Source organism: Alsobacter sp. (assembly GCF_059501845.1).
In genome coordinates, this window is the sequence record NZ_JCACDK010000006.1 from 1 (window position 1) to 19,390 (window position 19,390).

15 protein-coding genes and 1 pseudogene are annotated in these 19,390 nt (G+C 63.7%); 3 read left to right on the top strand and 13 right to left on the bottom strand.

Annotated elements, in window-relative coordinates:
• Positions 1-523: 523 nt before the first annotated feature.
• The 6 genes from AC5JCN_RS05780 to AC5JCN_RS05805 form a co-directional block, all read right to left on the bottom strand.
• The gene (locus AC5JCN_RS05780) at positions 524-1,240 is read right to left on the bottom strand and encodes a 2OG-Fe(II) oxygenase (RefSeq protein ID WP_495754082.1); all 717 of its coding nucleotides are present in this window, start codon (positions 1,238-1,240) and stop codon (positions 524-526) included.
• Between the two features lie 192 nt (positions 1,241-1,432).
• Positions 1,433-1,870 (bottom strand): hypothetical protein, encoded by a 438-nt coding sequence (locus AC5JCN_RS05785; RefSeq protein ID WP_495754083.1) that lies wholly within the window; start codon positions 1,868-1,870, stop codon positions 1,433-1,435.
• Positions 1,871-2,181: 311 nt separating this feature from the next.
• Entirely contained in the window at positions 2,182-2,985 is an 804-nt protein-coding gene (locus AC5JCN_RS05790; protein ID WP_495754084.1) for a hypothetical protein, read from the bottom strand.
• Between the two features lie 550 nt (positions 2,986-3,535).
• Positions 3,536-4,534 carry an alpha/beta fold hydrolase gene (locus tag AC5JCN_RS05795; RefSeq protein ID WP_495754085.1) on the bottom strand — a complete coding sequence of 333 codons (999 nt, stop codon included), beginning with the start codon at positions 4,532-4,534 and terminating at the stop codon, positions 3,536-3,538.
• A gap of 82 nt (positions 4,535-4,616) precedes the next feature.
• On the bottom strand, positions 4,617-5,168 hold the full coding sequence (locus AC5JCN_RS05800; protein WP_495754086.1) for a carboxymuconolactone decarboxylase family protein: 552 nt from the start codon (positions 5,166-5,168) through the stop codon (positions 4,617-4,619).
• Positions 5,169-5,313: 145 nt separating this feature from the next.
• On the bottom strand, positions 5,314-6,219 hold the full coding sequence (locus tag AC5JCN_RS05805) for a LysR family transcriptional regulator (RefSeq protein WP_495754087.1): 906 nt from the start codon (positions 6,217-6,219) through the stop codon (positions 5,314-5,316).
• A gap of 122 nt (positions 6,220-6,341) precedes the next feature.
• On the opposite strand from AC5JCN_RS05805, the gene AC5JCN_RS05810 reads away from it, so the two are divergent.
• Both AC5JCN_RS05810 and AC5JCN_RS05815 read left to right on the top strand, forming a co-directional pair.
• A complete protein-coding gene (locus AC5JCN_RS05810; protein ID WP_495754088.1) occupies positions 6,342-7,214 on the top strand; it encodes an SDR family oxidoreductase in 873 nt (290 codons plus the stop codon).
• 24 nt (positions 7,215-7,238) lie between these two features.
• Complete coding sequence (locus tag AC5JCN_RS05815; RefSeq protein WP_495754089.1) at positions 7,239-7,637, top strand: nuclear transport factor 2 family protein; 399 nt, start codon at positions 7,239-7,241, stop codon at positions 7,635-7,637.
• Between the two features lie 868 nt (positions 7,638-8,505).
• On the opposite strand, the gene AC5JCN_RS05820 is transcribed toward AC5JCN_RS05815, so the two are convergent.
• From AC5JCN_RS05820 to AC5JCN_RS05835, 4 genes and pseudogenes are all read right to left on the bottom strand, one after another.
• Positions 8,506-9,960: a site-specific integrase gene (locus AC5JCN_RS05820; RefSeq protein WP_495754090.1), complete on the bottom strand. Its 1,455-nt coding sequence runs from the start codon at positions 9,958-9,960 to the stop codon at positions 8,506-8,508.
• 174 nt (positions 9,961-10,134) lie between these two features.
• Positions 10,135-10,708: pseudogene (locus tag AC5JCN_RS05825) on the bottom strand (transposase); the annotation flags it as partial.
• Positions 10,709-10,942: 234 nt separating this feature from the next.
• Positions 10,943-11,644 carry a L,D-transpeptidase gene (locus tag AC5JCN_RS05830; protein ID WP_495754091.1) on the bottom strand — a complete coding sequence of 234 codons (702 nt, stop codon included), beginning with the start codon at positions 11,642-11,644 and terminating at the stop codon, positions 10,943-10,945.
• Positions 11,645-11,786: 142 nt separating this feature from the next.
• The gene (locus AC5JCN_RS05835) at positions 11,787-12,635 is read right to left on the bottom strand and encodes an SDR family oxidoreductase (protein ID WP_495754092.1); all 849 of its coding nucleotides are present in this window, start codon (positions 12,633-12,635) and stop codon (positions 11,787-11,789) included.
• A gap of 83 nt (positions 12,636-12,718) precedes the next feature.
• Between AC5JCN_RS05835 and AC5JCN_RS05840 the strand changes: the two genes are divergently transcribed.
• A complete protein-coding gene (locus AC5JCN_RS05840) occupies positions 12,719-13,705 on the top strand; it encodes a LysR family transcriptional regulator (protein WP_495754093.1) in 987 nt (328 codons plus the stop codon).
• Here the strand turns inward: AC5JCN_RS05840 and AC5JCN_RS05845 are convergent.
• The 3 genes from AC5JCN_RS05845 to AC5JCN_RS05855 form a co-directional block, all read right to left on the bottom strand.
• Positions 13,691-14,140, bottom strand: coding sequence for a glycine-rich domain-containing protein (locus tag AC5JCN_RS05845; RefSeq protein ID WP_495754094.1), 450 nt, complete (start codon positions 14,138-14,140; stop codon positions 13,691-13,693). The two genes, AC5JCN_RS05840 and AC5JCN_RS05845, sit on opposite strands and share 15 nt — an antisense overlap.
• A 1,093-nt stretch (positions 14,141-15,233) precedes the next feature.
• Positions 15,234-17,795, bottom strand: a complete 2,562-nt coding sequence (locus tag AC5JCN_RS05850; RefSeq protein WP_495754095.1) for a polynucleotide kinase-phosphatase — start codon at positions 17,793-17,795, stop codon at positions 15,234-15,236.
• A complete protein-coding gene (locus tag AC5JCN_RS05855) occupies positions 17,792-19,189 on the bottom strand; it encodes a 3' terminal RNA ribose 2'-O-methyltransferase Hen1 (RefSeq protein ID WP_495754096.1) in 1,398 nt (465 codons plus the stop codon). Before AC5JCN_RS05855 ends, AC5JCN_RS05850 begins: the two co-directional genes overlap by 4 nt.
• Between the last annotated feature and the right edge of the window lie 201 nt (positions 19,190-19,390).

The following is a 19,390-nucleotide window of genomic DNA, read 5'->3' on the forward strand; positions in this document are numbered from 1 at the left end:
CGGGGTCGCGGAACAGATTGCGGGCAGGGCGGGATCGGGTCAAGCTGAGCTGAGCCGCTAGGTGGAGGGGCTTGTGTCGCGCATCGACTTCGAAGAGGTCGTGACTCTCCTGGCGCTGCGCGGGCGCGCAAGCGTTGGTTGTGAGCACGGAGGGGCCTGCCGCCAATGACCCTCGCTCGCGCTGTACGTACGATGGTCGACTGGGTCGACGATCCGATCCGGCGAATGAGCGCGTCGATCCTCCGAGAGGAGGGGCGGCCCATACTGACCTTTACCCAGATCGAGAAGCTGTACCAACGTCCGGACTTCCCTGACCGGTCAGAGGAGGCGCGGAAGGGGACTTGACGGCCTTGACCCGCCCCGCCCGATGTTCCACTTCCGTTCTCCATGGGACGCCGGCCTGCTCGCCTCAAGGAAGTCCCCCCGGACAGGAGGTCGCGGCGGGGCAGGGGAGCTTCCGCATTGAGGGCCGGCCGATCGCCTGACGCAATATCGTAGCACTGCGGGGGTGAGAGTCTCGTGCTCAAGCGGCATTATGAAAGATGATGCCGAGCGTGTGGCGACGGCCGGAGCGCACTGTGCTCACCCCGTGCCTCAGGTTCACCCGGTAGTTGCCGCGCCCGCCGCTTACCGGGCGCGTGTTTACCGCAAACACCACTCCGTCGCCTTGGCGCAGTGGCACGACGGCGCCTCGCGTCTGCATGCGTGGCCGCTGCTCGGTCAGCATGAACTCGCCCCCCTCGAAGTTCACGCCAGGCTCGGACAGCAAGATGGCCACCTGGAGCGGGAAGACATGCTCTCCGTAGAGATCCTGGTGCAGGCAGTTGTAATCCTCGGCGCCGTATTGCAGCAGGAGAGGGGTCGGCCGGGTCTGGCCGGCTTGGTGGCAGCGGTCGATGAAGGTGGCGTGATCCGGGGGGAATCGGATTTTCATGCCCAAGCGCTCATGCCACTCGTTGGCGACTGATCCCAGCCGGGCATAGAGGTCAGTTCGGAGCGCATGAACCATGTCTGGCAGCGGGTACGAGAAGTAGCGGTACTCGCCGCGACCAAACCCATGCCGGGCCATGTTGATGTGGCTGCGAAAGCCTTCGTCGCTCCCATAGAGCTCGGCAACGGCACGACACTCTTCGCTGGTGAGCAGCGTCGGCAGGATCGCCCAGCCCTTCGCATAGAGGTGGGCGGTAACCGTCGTCCAGTCGATCGTATCCAGCCGCCGAGCGGGCAAGGACATGCGCATAGGAGGCCCTCCATGATGATCTCGCAGGACCTGCACGGCCCCACCGACGAAACACCATTCCGAGCGTCGGAGAGCACTCCGCCCTTTGCTCTCGAGTTGAAGAGCCTGATGAAGCGATCATCTCGCGACGTCGCAGCTCCGGCCCTATGTACCTCTGCGGCAAGCTAAGCGCTTGTCATGGTCGTGCCGCACCTAGCGCTTGATGCGATGGCGCCAGATGCCGAGCACGACGTTGGCGGTCCCGATGGCCAGCAGGACCCACATGGTGCCCGTCGCGCCCGCTGAGACGCCTTCGAGCTTGGACGGGTCGAGGCGGCCAGCAAGGACTTCAGCACTCAGCCGGGCCTCATCCTGGAGCGGGGCCATCGCATGCAGGCCGCCCGCGAAGAGCGGAATGCCAGAAGCCGCCTTGATCAGGGCCCAGCCGGCGCTGCGGTATGCAGGAACGATGGCCATGGACACGAGGCTTGGAACGAGCGTCAGCAAGAATGAGGGGAAAAAGATCCAGTTCGCGATGAGGCCCATCGCGCCACAGATGAGCCCGTAACTTGCCACCGAACTCGGTGGAGGCACGACGCTTTCCAACACGAGAAGGCACGCGAGCGAGCCGATGAAGCCGATCGCGCCCATCGTGTGGAGGAATTTGAGTAGCCGCTGCAAATCGTCCCGGAGAGGTGTGGTGTTCGATCATCTGAGGCTAGAGCAGGCGTCAAACCTTGGGTATCACGAATTCGAACGCCAGCGCGTCGGCGATCCAAGATTCCTGCTAGAGACAAGGACCGTACCTTGGCAGGTGCGGGTCAAGGCGCAGCCTTGGCCCGTTGCGGAGCTTGGCAAGGTCCGCATTACGGCAGCGGCGGCCGCCGCACCTCTGAGCCTTGATGTGAGGTGCTCTGGCGGTCGCCTTTGTCGGATCTGTTTGCCCCGGGGCTGGTCGAGCCTCAGAACGTCGGGAACAGCGCCTGGATCTGGAAACGCAGGGTCCAGTCGGGACCGCTCTCAGGTTTGACGACATTGTAGAAGGCTTGCACCTGCGCGTTGATCGGAAGCTTGCCGACCTTGAACAGGCGCCCGATGCCGCCGCCGACCGGCACCGTCCAGCGGTCGGACGACTTGGCGAGCCAGTTGGCGGTGATCACCGGGACGGAAGTGAGGTACCAGCCGTCGGCCATGTTGTAGTTGAGGAAGGGCTGGATAAGCATCTGGTTGACGCGCTGGTTCTGCGTGCCTGCCCAGATGTTGTTGACCAGCACGCCGTAGACCCAGTGGTCCTGAATTGTGAGAACGACGGCCGAGGGGCCGGCGCCCCACTTGTTCACGCCAAGCGTATTCCCGGTCGCCGTTGGCAACCAGAAGACTGGCCCGACGCCCCAGATGAGCTTGCCCGGCTTGGCGGGCGAGAGGAAGAACGAAGGCTGGATGTTGCCGAGACCCAACTCGGCGCCGTCCGTCAGCGACAAGCGCGGCTGGTAGATCACCGGGGTGACCCAGCGGGTAATGAGATTCCAGTCCTCGGTCAGCTTGAACGGGATGACGGGCTGCACGTTCAGGACGTTCTGCGGCCGGTGAAGCGGGCCATAGTCGAAGTTGGTATTGTTCTGCAGAGGAATGCTGATGAGGTTGGCTACAGGGTTTTGCGCCGCCTCACGCAGCTTGTCGGCCGATTCAGCCGACCCGGCTGCCGGTTGAGCCTCTCTGGGCGACGTGGCAGGAACCGGTGCAGTTGCTGTGGTTGCGACCGGCACTACTGGCTTTGCCTTCTTCGGCGGAGCATTTGCGACCGCGACTGTTGCAGACGCAACGAGCATCAAACTTGCTGCCAAACCGCATCTCATCAAGGTAAGCTCCGCCTAGCTCCTCTTGGACAGATCGACGATAGAGTGCGAGCAGAAGCTCTAGCTTGGCTTTTCGTGACAGCAGTCCAAGCCTTTCACTAAAGTCTCTGTGCTGTTGCACGCGAGAGACGCTTGCGACCGGAATGACCACCTGCAGTGCGTCCTCCTCGCGATGAGGTCCAGCGTGCTGACAGGACGTGACCAGGGCGAAGAGCGACCAGTGCACCGCGGATGGCTCGCTTCGCCGCGACGTCCGCTTGCGGTACGTTCGCGAACTACCGCTGTTGGCGCGAGGCTGACCTGCCCCCGGATGCGAAGAGTTGACCGATTGACGACTTTGGCGATGGGCGCCCTACGGCTCTTGGGGAGTTAGTGCTCCACACAACGCTGCTCATGCTCGGCCACTGCAGGGGGCCGCCGATAATCGCCGCCTGCGACGGAGCGCAGGCGGCGTATGGGGTCATGGCGTCGGCTTCACGACCTTGTCGTAAAAGCCGACGATGTGCTCGGCGATGAAGGGCAGGTTGTCCTCGGTCGCGAAGTGCCCGGCGTTCAGCCGGTGGATCTCGGCCTTTGGCAAGTCCCTGCGATAGGCTTCGCCACCTTCCGGCGAGAAGAAGGGGTCGTTCTCGCCCCAGAAGATCAGCGTCTTTGGCTGCTTCTCCCGCAGGAAAGCCTGCCATTGAGGGTAAAGCGCCACGTTCGTGCGGTAGTCGTAGAACAGGTCGAGGTTGAGCCTCAGCCCATTCGGCTTGCGCATGAAGCCGTCGTCCGACTCCCACGCATCGGGACTGACGAGTTCGGGATGGCCCGCGCCGGCCAGATAGACCCCCTTGATGCCGTCATGGCTATTGAAGGCAGCGAGCGGCGCCTCGGTCTGGGGCGAACGGTTCACCCACAGCGCCTTCCGGAAGGCATCCCACGCCGGCGTGAAGCCCACCTCGTATGCGTTCGTGTTCTGGATGATGATCCAGTCCAACGCCTGCGGGTTGCGGCCCATGATCCGAAAACCGACGGGTCCACCATAGTCCTGCATGAAGAGGCCGTAATGGTCGAAGCCTTTCGCCGCGAGCAGCTTCTCCATTGTCACCGAGATGCCCTCGAAGGTGTAGGCGTAGGTGGCGGGATCCGGGCGGTCGCTGTTGCCGAAGCCCTGGTAGTCCGGCGCGATGATGTGGAAGCGCGGCGCAAGAGCCACGATCAGGTCGCGATACTGGTGCGACGAGGACGGCCAGCCGTGCAGGAGCACAAGGTTCGGGTTCTTCGGGTCGCCCGCTTCGCGATAGGCGATGGTCAGGCCATCGACCTTCACCGTTCCATAGGTGACCTGCGTCGCGGAGACCGTCGTCGTCGTGACGGTAGCAGCGCTCTGCGCCCGAACGGGGGCCAGGCCGGTGAAAGGGCTCGCCGCGAGGGCAAAGCCCAGGGCCGAGGCGAGAAGACGGATCTTGAAACTCATGATCTTTCTCCTGGAAGGAGGGCGCGCGTCGCCGTTCGGTGACGCGCTGCCCCCGGGTTTGTGCCGATGGTGATGGGAAAGGTCAGGCGGCCCTGCGGGCCTCGATGCGGGGGAAGTCGATATCGGTCTTGAAGACCTCGTTGACGTAGTTGGTCCACGTGTTCAGCGCGACGTGCTGGACGATCTCGATGATCTCGGCATCGCTGTAGCCGGCCTGGCGTACGGCAGACACGTCGGCCTCGCCGACATGGCCGCGGGTCCGCACGACCTTGGCCGCGAAGCGGACCGCGGCGTCGGCCTTGGGATCATTGGAGGCGCCGCTCCGGTTGGCGGTGATCTCGGCGTCGTCGAGCTTTGCCAAGGTCCGGCCGAGATAGGTATGAGCCGAAAGGCAATAGTCGCAGCCGTTCACCTCGGCGACGGCGAGCGCGATACGCTCGCGGGTCGGTGCGGAGAGGGCTCCCTTCCCGAGCGCCGCGGACAGGCCAAGATAACCCTCCAGGGCCTGCGGGCTGGTGGAGACGAGGCGGAACAGGTTGGGCACGGTGCCAAGTTGCTTGTTCACGGCCGCGAGCAGGGGCTGCGACGTGGCAGGCGCATCGGCGATGCTTGACGGGGTGGGAATGCGGGACATGGCGATCTCCTGAATGGGGTGCGACGGGCCGTGTTGGCCGTGCCCCAGATCTAGAGAGTTGCGTTCGCCGGTAGCAGCCGGTGATTTCTGGAGGCTGCCTTCCACAGGATGGAAGTTCCAACCTCCATGAAACGGCCCATGGGTTTCAGATGTCCGCCAGCGGGGCGAGCCGCGCCTTGAGGCGCGGGCGTGCAAAATCGAGGAATGCCCGCAGCTTCAACGGGATCATCGCCTGGCCGGGATGCACGAGGTGGATCGGCAAGGGCTCGGGCACGAAGGCACGCAGGATCGGCACGAGCTTGCCCGCGAGCACGGCGCCCGCCGCTTGGTAGGAGGTGAGGCGCGCGATGCCGATGCCGGCCAGGGCAGCCTCGATCAGCGACTCCGCCGTGTTGACGGCAAAACGCGGCTTGAAGCTGACGGACCGATCGGCCCCGCCTCCGAAGCTCCAGGTGCGCACCATCTGCAGACCCTCGAAGGCGATGCAGTCATGGCGGGCCAGGTCCCCGAGCGTGACGGGCGTGCCCGTGCGCGCAAGATAGTCGGGACTGGCGCAGGTCAGCCACCTGATCTCGCCCACCTTGGCCGCCACGAGCGCCGTGTCCGAGAGATGCCCGATGCGGACCGCCGCGTCGACATGATTGTCCAGTAGATCAATGACATGGTCGGCCAGCACGAGCCGGACGTTGACCTCGGGATAGGCGGCCAGGAAATCGAGCACGATCGGCGTGACGTGAAGCTTGCCGAACATGATCGAGGCGGTCACGAGCAGATCGCCTCGCGGCGCCCGGTACTCGCCGGCGGCCGCGCGCTCGGCCTCCTCGAGCCTCTCCAGCACCGCGCGGCCTTCCGAGACGAAGGCGGTGCCGGCCTCGGTCAGGACGAGCTTCCGGCTGGTGCGCACGACCAACTGGGTGCCGAGGTGTTGTTCGAGTTCCGACACTTTGCGGCTGACCGTCGGCAGCGGCATGCCTAGCGAGCGAGACGCGGCCGAGAGACTCCCACCATCCACGGCGGCGAGCAGGGTCCGGATGGCGTCGAAGCGGTCCACGGCAAACCTTCCAAAATCTGGAATAGGGCCTTCAAAGAAAACCGGATACCGGCAAAATCCGGAAGGCCCTACTCCTTGCGCACCGGGCCAGGCCGGCCCGCTGCTCCACAAGGATCAACCCGATGTCCACCCTCAGCAAGACCGTCCTGATCACAGGTGCTTCCAGCGGCTTCGGCCGAGTCACCGCCTTCACCCTGGCCCGCAGCGGGCACCGCGTGTTCGCCTCGATGCGCGACATTGCCGGGCGGAACCGGTCCCAGGCCGAGGCGCTGGCGGCGGCCGGCCTCGATGTCGTGGAACTCGACGTCACCGACGAGGCCTCCGTCGACGCTGCCGTGGCCACTGTGCGTGCGAGGGCCGGCGGGATCGACGTGCTCGTCAACAATGCCGGCATGGCATCCGCCGGCGTCACCGAGGCGTTCACGCCCGACCAGGCCAAGCTGCTGTTCGACACCAACGTCCTCGGCGTCATCCGTGCCACGCGAGCCGTTCTGCCGTCGATGCGGGCCGCGCGCGACGGCCTCATCATCAATGTCGGGTCGGTGCTCGGGCGCGTCACGTTCCCTTTCTTCGGGCTCTATGGCGCCTCCAAGTTCGCCGTCGAGGCCCTCACCGACAGCGTCCGCTACGAGGTCTCGCAGCTGGGCGTCGACGTGGTCCTCGTTCAGCCGAGTGCCTATCCCACCAACATGTATGCCAACATCCAACACCCGGCCGATCAGTCCCGGGGTGAGGCTTACGGCACCGTTGGCGATATTCCCGCCCAGATGTTCGCGACCTTCGGAGCGATGTTCTCGGCCGAGGGCGCACCCGACGCGCACGATGTCGCCGTCGCGATTGACGGGCTCGTTGCGGCACCCAAGGGCACCCGTCCCGCCCGCACCGTCGTCGGTCAGCCCTTCGGCGCCGCCGCGCTGAACGATGCGACGGCCCCCGTCCAGCAGGGGGTCGTGGAAGCACTCGGTCTGGGCGCGCTGGCTTCTCTGGCCGCCTGAACACATCGCACTGGGAGAACCACCATGACCACCCCCATCACAACGGCCCGTGCCTTCTACGCCGCCGTGGCCCGGGGCGACGTCCCCGGCCTGCTCGCCACGCTCCATGCCGAGTTGACATGGACGGAGGCCGAAGGCTTCCCCTACTACAGCGGCACCTGGACCAGCCCCCAGGATGTCGTCGACAAGCTCCTCGTCCCGCTGATGCGGGACTGGGACGGCTTTAGCGCCACGCCAGGCGAGTTCATCGCGGAGGGCGACCGTGTCATCGTGTTCGGCACCTATGCTGGTACCGCGAAAGCAACGGGCCGGTCGATGCGCGCACCGTTCGTCCACACCTGGCATGTCCGTGACGGCCAACTGGATCGATTCGACATGGTCACTGACACCTGGCTGGTGCGACAAGCCCTCGCGAAATCATGATCCAGGCGAGCGCGTCCAGGAACTCGCTCGTGCGTCTCAACGGTGAGATCAACCGCCGCGCCGACGTCGTCGGATCTTCTCCAACGACCGGTCCATCATGCCGAAGGTCGGCGCGCTGATGCCGTAGCAGTGCGGTGTTGCCCTTCACGCGCCGCTGCTTGGCCGGAGTGGCTTGCCGACCTCCGTGATGATCGCAATTGCAGGCGGCCAGTACTGGCCGCCTGATCGCCCTCGCACACCGCCGAGGATCGATGCTTCTGCACCATCAGCCCGCGCCCGTTGGGTGCGCCCCTATCGCTGGGCGCCCGTCGGCGCAATTGCGGCCGGCGCCGCGATAGGCTTCGTCACCGCGGCAGCCGCAACCGCCTACTATTCGTCGCCCCCGCCTCAGCCAGGTCTGTGCTGGTATTACACCGATCCAAGCCGGCGCAGCGGGTTCTGGGACACCTGTCCCTGACGGATGGGCAAGTGAACTTAAAAGGTACACGCCTGGATGCGCTGAATGTCAGCTATTGGCTCACGGTGGAATGGGCGCTTGTGGCGCAAGGCAGAATACCTGCACGACACACGGATTAGGTTTGCATCGCTTTCTCGCATTCAGCAGATTGGCCGACGTCTCGAGGGAGGTAGAAATGGAATTCGGCAGGACGGATGCACTGCTGGGAACGCGGTACGCGATTGCCTCCGTCGATCGCGGCAGTCTGGTCGATGACCTAACCGTCCTCGATACATACCCGTCTGAGCGGGAGGCCTTCCACGCGGCCGAAGACCTATGCTCGAAGATGGCAGGAAGCGAGACGGGACTTCAGCCAGGTGAAGGCTATTGGATCTTCGAGCTGCGTCCCATGCGCTTCGTCGGACGGGCGCCCTAGGGTGCGAGTTCTCTCAGCGATTCAGGCCGTGTCAGGACGATCCGCGGCAGCTTGCGGATTTCGCGGTAGAGAGCGCTGAGCGGCACCTCGCCGTAATCGTCGCCTCGCGTGCGCCCGGCCCGGTGGCCAGTGATAGCCTCGTGGTACTCCCTGCCTATGCCGACCTCGCGGGCGACCGACTTGAAGCGATGGCGGAAGCTGTGCAGCGGTGCCGCCTTCTTGTCGCCGACGCCCAGCTTGCGGATCCATTTCCCGAGATAACCGACAACGGCGAAGCGGTGCAGCGTTCCATCCTCGTCAGCGAATAGGTAGCCCTCCGGACGCGTGCGCACGAAGTCGAGGAAACCGTCTTCCACCAGCTGCGGATGCAGGGGCACTTTGCGCCCGACATAGCCCTTCACGGGGCCTGCCTCCGGGTCGATCACCATGAACGGAATGCCATCAATCTCCTGGACATCCTGCCTTCTCAACTGGACGACCTCGCCGGCCCGAGCTCCCGTGAAGGCGCAGAGCCACGGCACCCAGCGTCTCAGGGCTCGCGTGTAGGGCAACTGCCGGTCGAAGCTCTGAAGCGTCGCAGCCAGGATCGTTCGCGCCTCCGCAGTTGAAAAACCACGGCGCTGGAACGGGCGCGGGTCGTAGCGGAAGATGACGTTCGTAAAGGGGTTCTCGGACACCACGTTTGCATGCACGGCGTACTGGAAGAGCGCGCGGAGGGCCGCCACCCGGCCATAGTGCGCCGTTCGGGCCGTCATGCCAGAGAGGATCAGCTGATCGCGCCAGCGGAAGGCATCGTCGCGTGTAACGAGGCGCGGGCCGCGCTGCCCTACGAAGTCGCAGAAGCCATTGATGTGACTGATCCAGTACTTGCGGTGAGCGGCGCTCGCCGGGGGATCCGAGGGCATCCATACCTTGACGAGATCGTCGACCGTTTTGATTTCGCTAGCCATGGAAGGGCGTACATTTTCAGGGCGTCGGATCTTAGGTGTGAACCGACCAGGCGTAGGTGGGGGCTTGGGTTCGGCAGCGGGCGGGCGCAGCGCCAAAACCTTCAGTCGCCCCTTTGTTCGCAACGCCTTCAGTTCTCGTTCTCGATCCTGGATCGTCGCGATCACGTTTGCGCAGGATTGTACGAAGTCGACCTGCGCTCGGTCTTTGCGATCCACACCCTCCTGCAGCATGCGCCTGATCGCCTTCCATTCAGCCAGATGCGTGTCTATGAGGGCGAGGTCCGAGCGGTCATCCTTACGGAACTCCTGCGCCGACACTTTCGCCTCGGCTGCCATCTTGCGCTGGGGCGGGCGGACCCAAAGCTTCCAGGAGCCCTTCCGTTTCCACCGCTGCAGGGTGGCGTACTGGACGCCGTACTTCTTCGCGATCGCCGCGATCGGCATTCCCTGTTCGAACTCGAGGCGAAACTTCGAGAGTTCATTTTTCGTGAGCCGTCGCATGGCCGATCTCCTCCTGGATGGCAAATGCTAGTGCTTGAGCGTTACCGCGGTCAGCGAAGATCAACCTCCGGTCACAGACGGCTGTCCTGGCTCACTCAGCGAAGGTGCCGGCCAGGGAGTCGTTGGCGGGGCCTATGGGGGCGCGCTCGGCTAGCAATAGGTAGTGGTGCAGCTTGAGATGGCGGCCTCGTCGAGGGTGTCCAGGTACTCCCTGACCGATCGCCTCGTCTCGGCCAGGGCGGGCCAGTCGACGGTCTCGGATGCATCGGCGGAGCGCTGCGTGTTCGCGTCCGCCCTGATCAGGCTGCCGTCGACGGCAAAGCCCTCGCCACCAACCAGGCCCTAGTCCATGCAACGCTGCACGGTGTTCTCAAACAACGCGCGCAGCATGTCGCTGTCGCGAAAGCGGCCGTGCCGGTTCTTCGAAAAATGTCGAATGGTCCGGCACGGCGCCTTCCAGACCCAAGCGGCAGAACCAGCGATTAGCCAGGTTGAGGTGGACTTCCTCGCAGAGCCGGCGCTCGGAGCGGATGCCGAAGCAGTAACCCACCAGCAGCATCCGAATCATCAGTTCCGGGTCGATCGAGGGCCGACCCAGCTTGCTGTAGAACGGGCGCAGCTGCGCGCGACTGCCGGAGAGATCGACAAACCGGTCAATGCCGCGGATGAGGTGATCAGCCGGGATATGTCGCTCCAGGCTCAACTCGTAGAACAGCGTTTCAAGAGCCAACGTCCCTTCGCCCATCATCACGTCGTCTCCAAGCCCGAGGACGAATGCATGAGGACTTCACACCCGCAGCAACGCCGACCTTTTCAACGACATCGGCGCACAGGCAACTCATGGCCGGTGCGATTGCTTTTCAAATTGAAGAGAACGGCTCCGAATGGGTTTCATTCTGCGACGCCCCGGAAGGTTCTGGTATCCATCACGGCCGAGCTGGCCCAGCAGTCAAAGAAGGAGCAGAAGCACCTCATCGAGCCGCTATACTGACAGGACAATCACCTTCGCCCCTTCCGGAGCCCGGCCGTACAGGTAGATTACGTCTTGGTTGACCAACCTGACGCAGCCTGAGGAAACACTCGTTCCGATCGTCTCGGGCTCTGTGGTCCCGTGCAGCCGGTACCCCGTGTCCCCTGCCTCGCCGTAAAGGTACATCGCTCGTGCGCCCAGCGGGCTTTTCGGACCTCCAGGGACTCCGTCGCCGCGCGATGTCTTTACGAGTTGAGCCTTCACGTCAGGATCGCGCTCGACCATTTCCTTTGGCGGCACCCAGTCGGGCCATGCACGCCGCATGTTGATCTGTGCTGTGCCCGACCAGCCGAACCCCTCGCGCCCAACACCAACACCAAATCTCGTCGCCTTTCTGTCGGGCTCCACGAGGTAGAGGAAATGCTCCGACGGGCTCACCACAATCGTCCCCGCAGGCTCGGGCCCCTTGTAAGCGACCACCTGGCGGAGGTAGGCGGGATCGACCGTCTTGTAATCGAAGGCTGTCACCGGGAACTGCTCGCCGGAGTACTTGCCGTACACCTCGGCATAATTCGGACGGCTGACGGTCGCCCCGCTCCGGCTCGCGGGTGTATCGAACAGCCCGCCCTCGAAGATCGAGCCGCACCCGCTCACGACGGAAGCGATACCGATGCTGCCGGTGCGCAGGAACAGACGGCGTGAATAATCTGCCATGTGCGGTATCCGAAACGGTGGAGTGCCCCTCGTCTCGGTTCTCGACCGGAATGGTTAACCGACCCTGAGCGCGTTGCGCTTGCACTAACCATTTGCGTGATGTCTGCGGGTCGTCAGGCGCTTCCGGATCGAGAGTGGAGGTTCACGAGACGGTCTGCCGCCACACATCCGCATGATCTTTCGCGAAAGTCCTGAAGTCGACCGGGGGGCGACCGAGCACGTCCTCGACCGTCGTGGTCGTGTTCGCGGTCCGGCCTGCCCGGACCGCTGCGAAGAGCCCGCTCATCAGCTCGACCAGCGCCGGCGGGGCGCCGGCCATGGCGTTGCGCAGCGCTGCATCATCGACCGGCACGTACTGGACCGGGCGCCCAGCGGCTTCCCCGATCAGGGCTGCGACGCTCGCCCGATCCAGCGGCTCCGGCCCTGTGAGGGCGTAAGCATTGCCGACGTGCCCGGGTTCGATCAACACCTCTGCGACGACCGCCGCAATGTCACGCGTGTCGATGAAGGCGGACTTGCCATCCGCGGCGGGCTCATAGATTGCGCCCTGGTCGCGGATCCCTGCCGCCGAAAGCGTCGCATAGTTTTGCATGAAGAAGGTTGGCCTAACAACGGTCCAGGCCAGCCCCGACCGTGTAAGTTCCGCCTCGACCACGCTGTGGGGATTGGTAGGGTCGGCCTCAACGCCCAGCGCCGACAGTTTGACCACGTGCTTCACGCCGGCGTCCTTGGCCGCTGCGATCAGGTCGATTTCGGCCCCTGGCAGGAGGTCGTAAGGGGCGGACGTGAACACGGCATCGACCCCTTCGAGTGCTGCGGCAAAACCGGCCTTGTCTGCGTAGTCGAACGGAACGACTGTTGCGCCGGGAAACTGGTCTTGCGCCTTTTTCGGCGAGCGAGCGCCGACGCGAACTTCCTGGCCCAGGGCCAGAAGTGCTGCCACAACCTGGCTTCCGACTTTGCCGTTCGCATTGGTGACGAGGATGGTCATGGCGAGCTCCTGATCGAGTGGGTATCAGCTGCTGTGCACACGATCTAGACCGAGCAACACTTTCATGCGACTGAAAACCCGTCATGCAGCGCTTGAGTGACAATCAACTGCGGCGGCTCGACCTGACGCTGCTTCTGGTGTTCGACGAAGCGGTGCGGTCCCGCAAGTTCGGACATGCGGCGGCCCGCCTCGGGCTGACCCAGTCTGCCATCAGTCACGCAATGACACGCTTGCGCGACATCTTCCGGGATCCGCTTTTTATTCGACAGGGCAATTCCGTCGTCCCTACGCCCCGGGCACTGGCCCTCGCTGTTCCCGTGGCACGGGTGCTGGCTGAGCTACGGGCCGTCCTTGATGACACTTTCATCTTCGATCCGGCACGCCTGGAGCGAAGCTTCAAGGTCTCGGCCCTCGACTACGTCATTGCCACCTTCTTGCCAGGCGCCCTCTCGCTCCTTTCATTGCACGCGCCCTCGGCTCGTATGTCGCTGGTGTCGATGGGGCGCGCGGACTCGATCTCGGCGCTGGCTGATGGCCGGCTCGATCTTGCAGTTGGCGTATATCCACACGTCCCTGAAGGCTATCGCAGCACTGTTCTGCGTCAGGAGACCTTTGTCGTGGTCTGCCGACATGGACACCCTGTATCTGAGCGTTCCCTCGACCTTGAGACGTTTCTGCAGCTCGATCACTTGCTGGTATCCGCAGCGGGTGATTTCGAGGGCGCGGTTGACGTCGCGCTGCGAAAGCGTGGCCGCAAGCGGACGGTGGTTGCGGCGATTCCCCAGTTTCTCGCTGCTTTGGCAACGGTGGCGGAATCCGATGCTGTGCTCACCGTCCCCGAAGGTGTGGCCCGAACCTACGCCAAGCGCTTTGACCTCTCCGTGACGATGCCGCCGCTGGATCTCGCTCCGTTCGAGGTTTTAGCCCTAGCAGGACCGATATCCAGCACGGACCTCGCAGTGGACTGGCTTGCTCAGATATTTTTGCAAATATCTGACGGTAGACGGCTTGATCCTATCGAGAGCGGAGACGGCAACGTTGCCCTTACTACCAGGCTAACCGCACCCTGATTCACCTTCGAGGTCGGTACCTCGGGCAATATATGCTCCAGCCAAGATCAGGCAACATCCTGCTACAGCAATTGTGAACCCACCTGTTTTAGTGATTCCAGTCGTTCCCATAATCAAACCGAGAAAAAACATCACTAAACCTCCGAGAACAAGCCTCCGACCAATTGCAGCGCGCCGCTTCTCGGCATCGCCCGGCCATATATCAGGAGCCGGTTCTTCATCGAACTCCCGACGATAAAGATCGAGTGTTCGAGAATAAGCGGATTGCACCGCGCCGATTGATAACCCAGTCATGTGCTCTAACTGCTGACCAAGCAGTATTTCTTTGCAAAAGTGCTCCCAAGCATCATTGTCAGACTCGATATGCAAATGCCAAGCCTGATCGACCCGCTTGGATGGCGCCAAAAGGCCCCCGTCAACAGCCTTGAGGTACAAGAAGCGACGATATTCAAACTCAAGACGTCGGGCAGACTCGTACGTCAAATTTTGACCGCTTCGGAGCCGCTCCAGAAAGCTGACACTCTCATATCTCCCCCGCCACGTTCTCCGAGTCATCGTAGGTAATTCAGCGCTGCAAATCGCAATCCAGAGTTCTGGTCGCGAGAGACGTGTGGCAACGGGGTGCTCCGCCATTTCGAACCCGCCCAACAATCCCGGCTAGCTCTCTGCAATTGATTGCGAATTGCAGCGGCTTGCCAAGCCTAGCGCCCTTGCACACAATGCAGCAACTAAGAGGCTGTGCCCAGATAAATGGGATGGCTCACGACGTCGCCTCGTGCCCATTTTTGAGCTACTTTCCTACACTGCACAATCTATTTACAGGAGTGCGGAACCGAGCGTAAATATTAGCAACGTAGGTCGTTTAAAATCAAATTACGCCATTCCAATTCGTACCAGACGGGCCGTGGGTGAGGGCGCGGTCCGCTAGCACACTAGCGAGCATACCTGCGACACATCCCCTTAGAGCCCCGATTCTGCTCGAACAAGCTGGCCCGAACGATCCAGAGATTAATCCAAGAGGTAGACCGCGACATGGCCAAGGCGACTGCCGAGACAGACGCGTACATCACCTCGCGCCAACAGCAGCAGAATTTGTAGAGGTTGTTCGCGCACTGAAGAGAATCCTGCGGCTCGACCGATTTCGGCTCCGCGGTCCACACGGAGACGGAGAGGAGTTCCACCTGGCAGCGCGGCACATAACTTCAGGAAGCTGGCCAAGCTGCTGCCGCAGTACGCAAAGGAATGCCGGCCTGAGGCGGAAGGCACGCCTCGCCTTGCGGAGACCGGAACCTCTTTCCTGGCCACGAGACATTTTACCAAATCAATTGGCGCGAGGCGGACTTGATCGAACGAGTGCTCTTGACCAGAGGCGGGCAGTCGAAAGTTCGCCTTTGGCGAACCAAAAAATGTATCCGCGAACGTCGTTACGTTCTGCTCGGCGCGGATCGCGTCGACGCTAAAGTCGATGGCGGCGACGACGTTAGGCGACAAACTGGCGGGCAAGTTGTGAAGTGACTTTGCCGGACCTCTAAAGCCGCGGATCGATCGGTTCGCTTTCCAGTGCGAGAATGGCAAAGACGCATTCGTGCACGCGGCGCAGCGGTTCGCCGGCCACGAACCGTCGCAGGGCCTCGTGTCCAAGGGCGAATTCGCGCAGGGCGAGGTTGCGCTTGCCGTTCAGGCTTCGCTCTCTAAGGCGGGCAAGGTGTTCTGGCGCATCGTATTCCGGGCCGTAGATAATGCGCAGGTATTCGCGCCCGCGCACCTTCAGCGCTGGTTGCAGCAGGCCCTTGGGCCCTCTGGCGATGAAGTCACGCGGCTTGACCACCATTCCCTCGCCGCCCGTAGTTGTGAGTGTCTCCCACCACTTTGCGGCGTCTGTGCAGGCGCCAGCGTCTGAGAGATTAAGAAGTCGCCAGCGGGTCAGAGCGACCAAGGATTGTCCCATTGCGGCCAGACGGTCCACGAGGCCCATGTGCCAGGCGTGGTCCTGGTCGAACCAAACGCGGCCCTCGCTGGCCAGCAGATGGAACGGCGCGACGCGCAGATCGTCGACGCCGGACACTGGCCAGACATAGGGCTCCCAAGCGCGCGCATAGAGGGCGGAGCGATACTGGCGATCGACGAAATGCGCGACCAGGGCCTCAGCCGGAACACCGCGCGCGTTGGTGCGGATCAGGGCCGCTGACGCGGCTCCGAGGCCGGCGCGTGCCGAGGCCGCGACCGGCGCGTACTGGGCGTCGATCAGGGCACCTGCCTTGGCGGACCAGGGCATGATCTCTGCGTCCAGCAACAGCCAGTCGCTGGCGAGTTCATCCCATAGGCCGGCTGCGTCCACTGTTGTCCGCAAGCGACCCAGCAGCGCCTCGGTCATCGCCGGGTCGTCGAAGAAGCTCCGACCCGTGCGCGTCCAGATCGCGCCAGTCTCGCCGCCCGCCGCATCGAAGCGAACACGAGCGGCGTCCGCGTTGCGGCAAAGGGCGATGATCGCCCGCGAGCCCATATGCTTTTCCTCGCACACCACCTCGGCCACACCCTGCTTGCGATAGTGGGCGAAGGCCTCCTCCGGCCGCTCCAGCCAGCCATCGGCCGAGGAGGTCTCGGTCGGTGACATGGTCGGCGGCAGATAGGCTAGCCATTGGGGCGCAAGCGCAAAGCGGCTCATTACCTCCAGGGCGGCGGCGGCGTTTTCCTCGGCCACGACCACCCGCCCGCGCAGGGAGGTGTCGATCCAGCGCCGGCCGCTGACATCCTCCATGTTGAGCAGGTCATCGGCTTCGGCTTGAGCCGAGCGCCCGTCGGTGGCAGGGGCGAGCGGCCGCATCGGCTCGCACCAGACGTGGTGCGCCGGGACCTCCACCAGTTCGCGCTCTGGCCAACGAAGAGCGGTCAACTTGCCGCCGAACACACAGCCCGTGTCAATGCAAAGGGTGTTGTTGACCCACTGCGCCTCGGGAACCGGGGTATGCCCATAGACCACGGTCGTCTCGCCGCGATAGCTGGCGGCCCAGTCCGCGCGGACCGGTAGGCCGAACTCGTCGATCTCGCCTGTGGTTTCGCCGTAGAGGGCGAACTCCCGCACGGCGCCGGAGCCGCGCCCGATCATCTCGGCCTTCAGGCCAGCGTGGGCGACAGCGAGTCGGCCGCCGTCGAGCCAAAGGTGACTGCGCAGATCGTCGACAAAGGACTGGACGGCTTCCTTGAAACCGCGATCGGCCACTTCGTACTGGTCGATGGTCTGCTGCAAGCCGTGCGCGATTGTCACCTTGCGTCCTGCCAGCCAGCGGCCGAACTTGCGCTCATGGTTGCCCTGGATGCAGTAGCCGGTCCCTGCTGCACACATGCTCATGGCGATACGTAGACAATCGGGAACGTTGGGTCCGCGATCGACCAAATCTCCCAAGAAGACCGCCTTGCGCCCAGCCGGCGGCGTGACCACAACGGATCGCTCACCAAGGGCTTCGCCCCAGGCAACCACATACCCGAGCAAGGTCAGCAGTTCCTCCAGTTCAGTGGCGCATCCGTGCACGTCGCCGATGATGTCGAACGGCCCGCAATCGGCACGCTTGTCGGTCCATAGCGGCTTGCGCTCCACGATGGCGGCGTCGACCTCAGCCTCGTTGCTCAGCGTCCACACTTGGCGGAAACCTTCCCGCTGCAGGCCTCGAAGGCCGCGGCGGATCTCGGAAGACATCCGCTGAACCACATTGACGCCGAACGGCCGGCCCGCGCGGCCCTTGTTGCGCTCGACGCAGACGCTGATGCCCATGTCGATCACGATCGCCACCGGCAGGGCGTGCCAGCGGCGGGCGATCTCGATCCAGCCCTTGCGATCGGCCGAGCGCACATTGGTGGCGTCGATCACAGTCAGCCGGCGATGCTTGAGTCGCTTCTCGGCGATGGCGCGCACGAGTTCGAAAGCGTCGGCGCTGACCGACTGGTCGGTCTCATCGTCGCTTACCAAGCCGCGGGCGCGGTCGGAGGAAATGACCTCCGTCGGAGCGAAGTGGCGAGCTGCGAAGGTCGACTTGCCGGAGCCGGAGGCGCCAATCAGGACAACGAGGGCGAAGTCGGGGATGTCGACGTTCATGCCGCGCTCCCCTTGGTGAAGATACCCATTTGCGTCGGCGCGCCATGCGTATCGTCGATGGAGCCGATACTACCGAACGTCACTTCGTAGCCATGGGCTTCGGCCACGCCGCTTGCCCAGCCTTCGAACTGCGCTCGCGTCCATTCGAACCGGTGATCTGGGTGACGGAAGGCGCCGGCCGCGAGATTGGAGAACAGGGCGTTGTACTCGGAGTTTGGCGTGGTTACGACGACGGTCGCCGGGCGCGCGGCGCTGAAGACAATCTTCTCAAGGGTCGGCAGGCGTTCGGCGTCCAGGTGCTCGATCACCTCGACCAGGGCGACGGCGTCGACATTCTCCCACCGCTTGTCGCGGTAGGTGATCCCGCCGTGCAGCAGGGTGACGCGGCCATCTGGCGGCGCGCCGGCGACGTCGAGCTTTAGCCGCTTGGACGCCCACTCTAGGTCGCGCGCGGCCGCATCGACGCCGACCAGGCGTTCGACCCAGCGCTCACGCACTAGGCGTTGCAGCAGTTTGCCTTCGCCACAACCGAGGTCGGCGATAGCGCGCGCACCGCTAGCGCGTAGGGTCTCGACAACTGCGTCCAGGCGCCGATCATTCAGGCTCATGGGCGCTTCGATCGCGGCTTCCGGTGTCACGCGCTTCTCGGATTCTGTGGGTTCGTCGCCCGTGTCCGGCGCCAGCCGTTCCAGCGCGTTGCGCGCCAGGGCCCGGCGGTGGCTCAGGTAGCGACGGACGATCAGGTCGCGGGCCGGATGGTTGTCCAGCCAGCCTTCACCGCGCTTGAGTAGCTTTTCGACCTCGTCGTAACCGACCCAGTAGTGCTTGTCGTCGTCCATAACTGGGATCAGCACATAGAGATGATTGAGCAGGGACTGCAGGCGCGCTTTGCCGGCGAGCTTCAGCTTCACATACGTCGGCGTCTTGCCGGTCAGGGCGCCCCCATCCGCCACGGCCTCGGTCTCGACGGACCAGCCCAGGGGCTCGAACAACTCATGGACCAGACGCACGCCACCGCGCGCGGGCAGGGGGGTGACGATCACCTCAAGCGGGATTTCGGTCACGGCGAGGTCGGGGCGCTCGCGCGAAGAGCCGGTCATTGCCGTGCGCAATGCGCGGCCCATAGCGACCGACAGAAAGGACGAGGCCGCATAGGGGCGGTCGTTGACATAGGCGTCGAGCAGACCTTCCGAACGCCCTCTGCCGCGCACCAAACCGATTGGGTCGATGTCCAGCACCAGCGCCGCCTCGCACCGCGCGCCTTCAGCCTGCGGATAGAAGACGATGGCCTTGCCGAACGGCAACTCGGTCTCGTGCACGCGCTCGGGATGCTTGTGCAGTAGGAAGCCGAGGTCGGTGGCCGGGCGATGGGTGGTCGCGATGGACAGGAACATGATGCTGCTAAAGCTACCTTTAATAGGGATAGATGGGCGGCCCGCCCGCCTCGCCGGGCGGCTTGTTTTGATCGAGCCGCCCCCATTTGTCTGGACGAAGACCCGCCAGCTTATAAGGGACAAGCCTGGCCTCGGCAGCGGCGTCGACCGGACCGAGCTCGTCCACGACCGGCCGACGAGCAGCGTTAGACAGCATAATTG

Coding starts and splice junctions, on each gene's coding strand:
- AC5JCN_RS05785 (WP_495754083.1), bottom strand. CDS start 1,870: ATGGGCGCGATCGGCTTCATCGGCTCGCTCGCGTGCCTTCTCGTGTTG.
- AC5JCN_RS05840 (WP_495754093.1), top strand. CDS start 12,719: ATGCAGCGCTTGAGTGACAATCAACTGCGGCGGCTCGACCTGACGCTG.
- AC5JCN_RS05810 (WP_495754088.1), top strand. CDS start 6,342: ATGTCCACCCTCAGCAAGACCGTCCTGATCACAGGTGCTTCCAGCGGC.
- AC5JCN_RS05815 (WP_495754089.1), top strand. CDS start 7,239: ATGACCACCCCCATCACAACGGCCCGTGCCTTCTACGCCGCCGTGGCC.
- AC5JCN_RS05780 (WP_495754082.1), bottom strand. CDS start 1,240: ATGCGCATGTCCTTGCCCGCTCGGCGGCTGGATACGATCGACTGGACG.
- AC5JCN_RS05835 (WP_495754092.1), bottom strand. CDS start 12,635: ATGACCATCCTCGTCACCAATGCGAACGGCAAAGTCGGAAGCCAGGTT.
- AC5JCN_RS05830 (WP_495754091.1), bottom strand. CDS start 11,644: ATGGCAGATTATTCACGCCGTCTGTTCCTGCGCACCGGCAGCATCGGT.
- AC5JCN_RS05855 (WP_495754096.1), bottom strand. CDS start 19,189: ATGTTCCTGTCCATCGCGACCACCCATCGCCCGGCCACCGACCTCGGC.
- AC5JCN_RS05800 (WP_495754086.1), bottom strand. CDS start 5,168: ATGTCCCGCATTCCCACCCCGTCAAGCATCGCCGATGCGCCTGCCACG.
- AC5JCN_RS05795 (WP_495754085.1), bottom strand. CDS start 4,534: ATGAGTTTCAAGATCCGTCTTCTCGCCTCGGCCCTGGGCTTTGCCCTC.
- AC5JCN_RS05820 (WP_495754090.1), bottom strand. CDS start 9,960: ATGCGACGGCTCACGAAAAATGAACTCTCGAAGTTTCGCCTCGAGTTC.
- AC5JCN_RS05850 (WP_495754095.1), bottom strand. CDS start 17,795: ATGAACGTCGACATCCCCGACTTCGCCCTCGTTGTCCTGATTGGCGCC.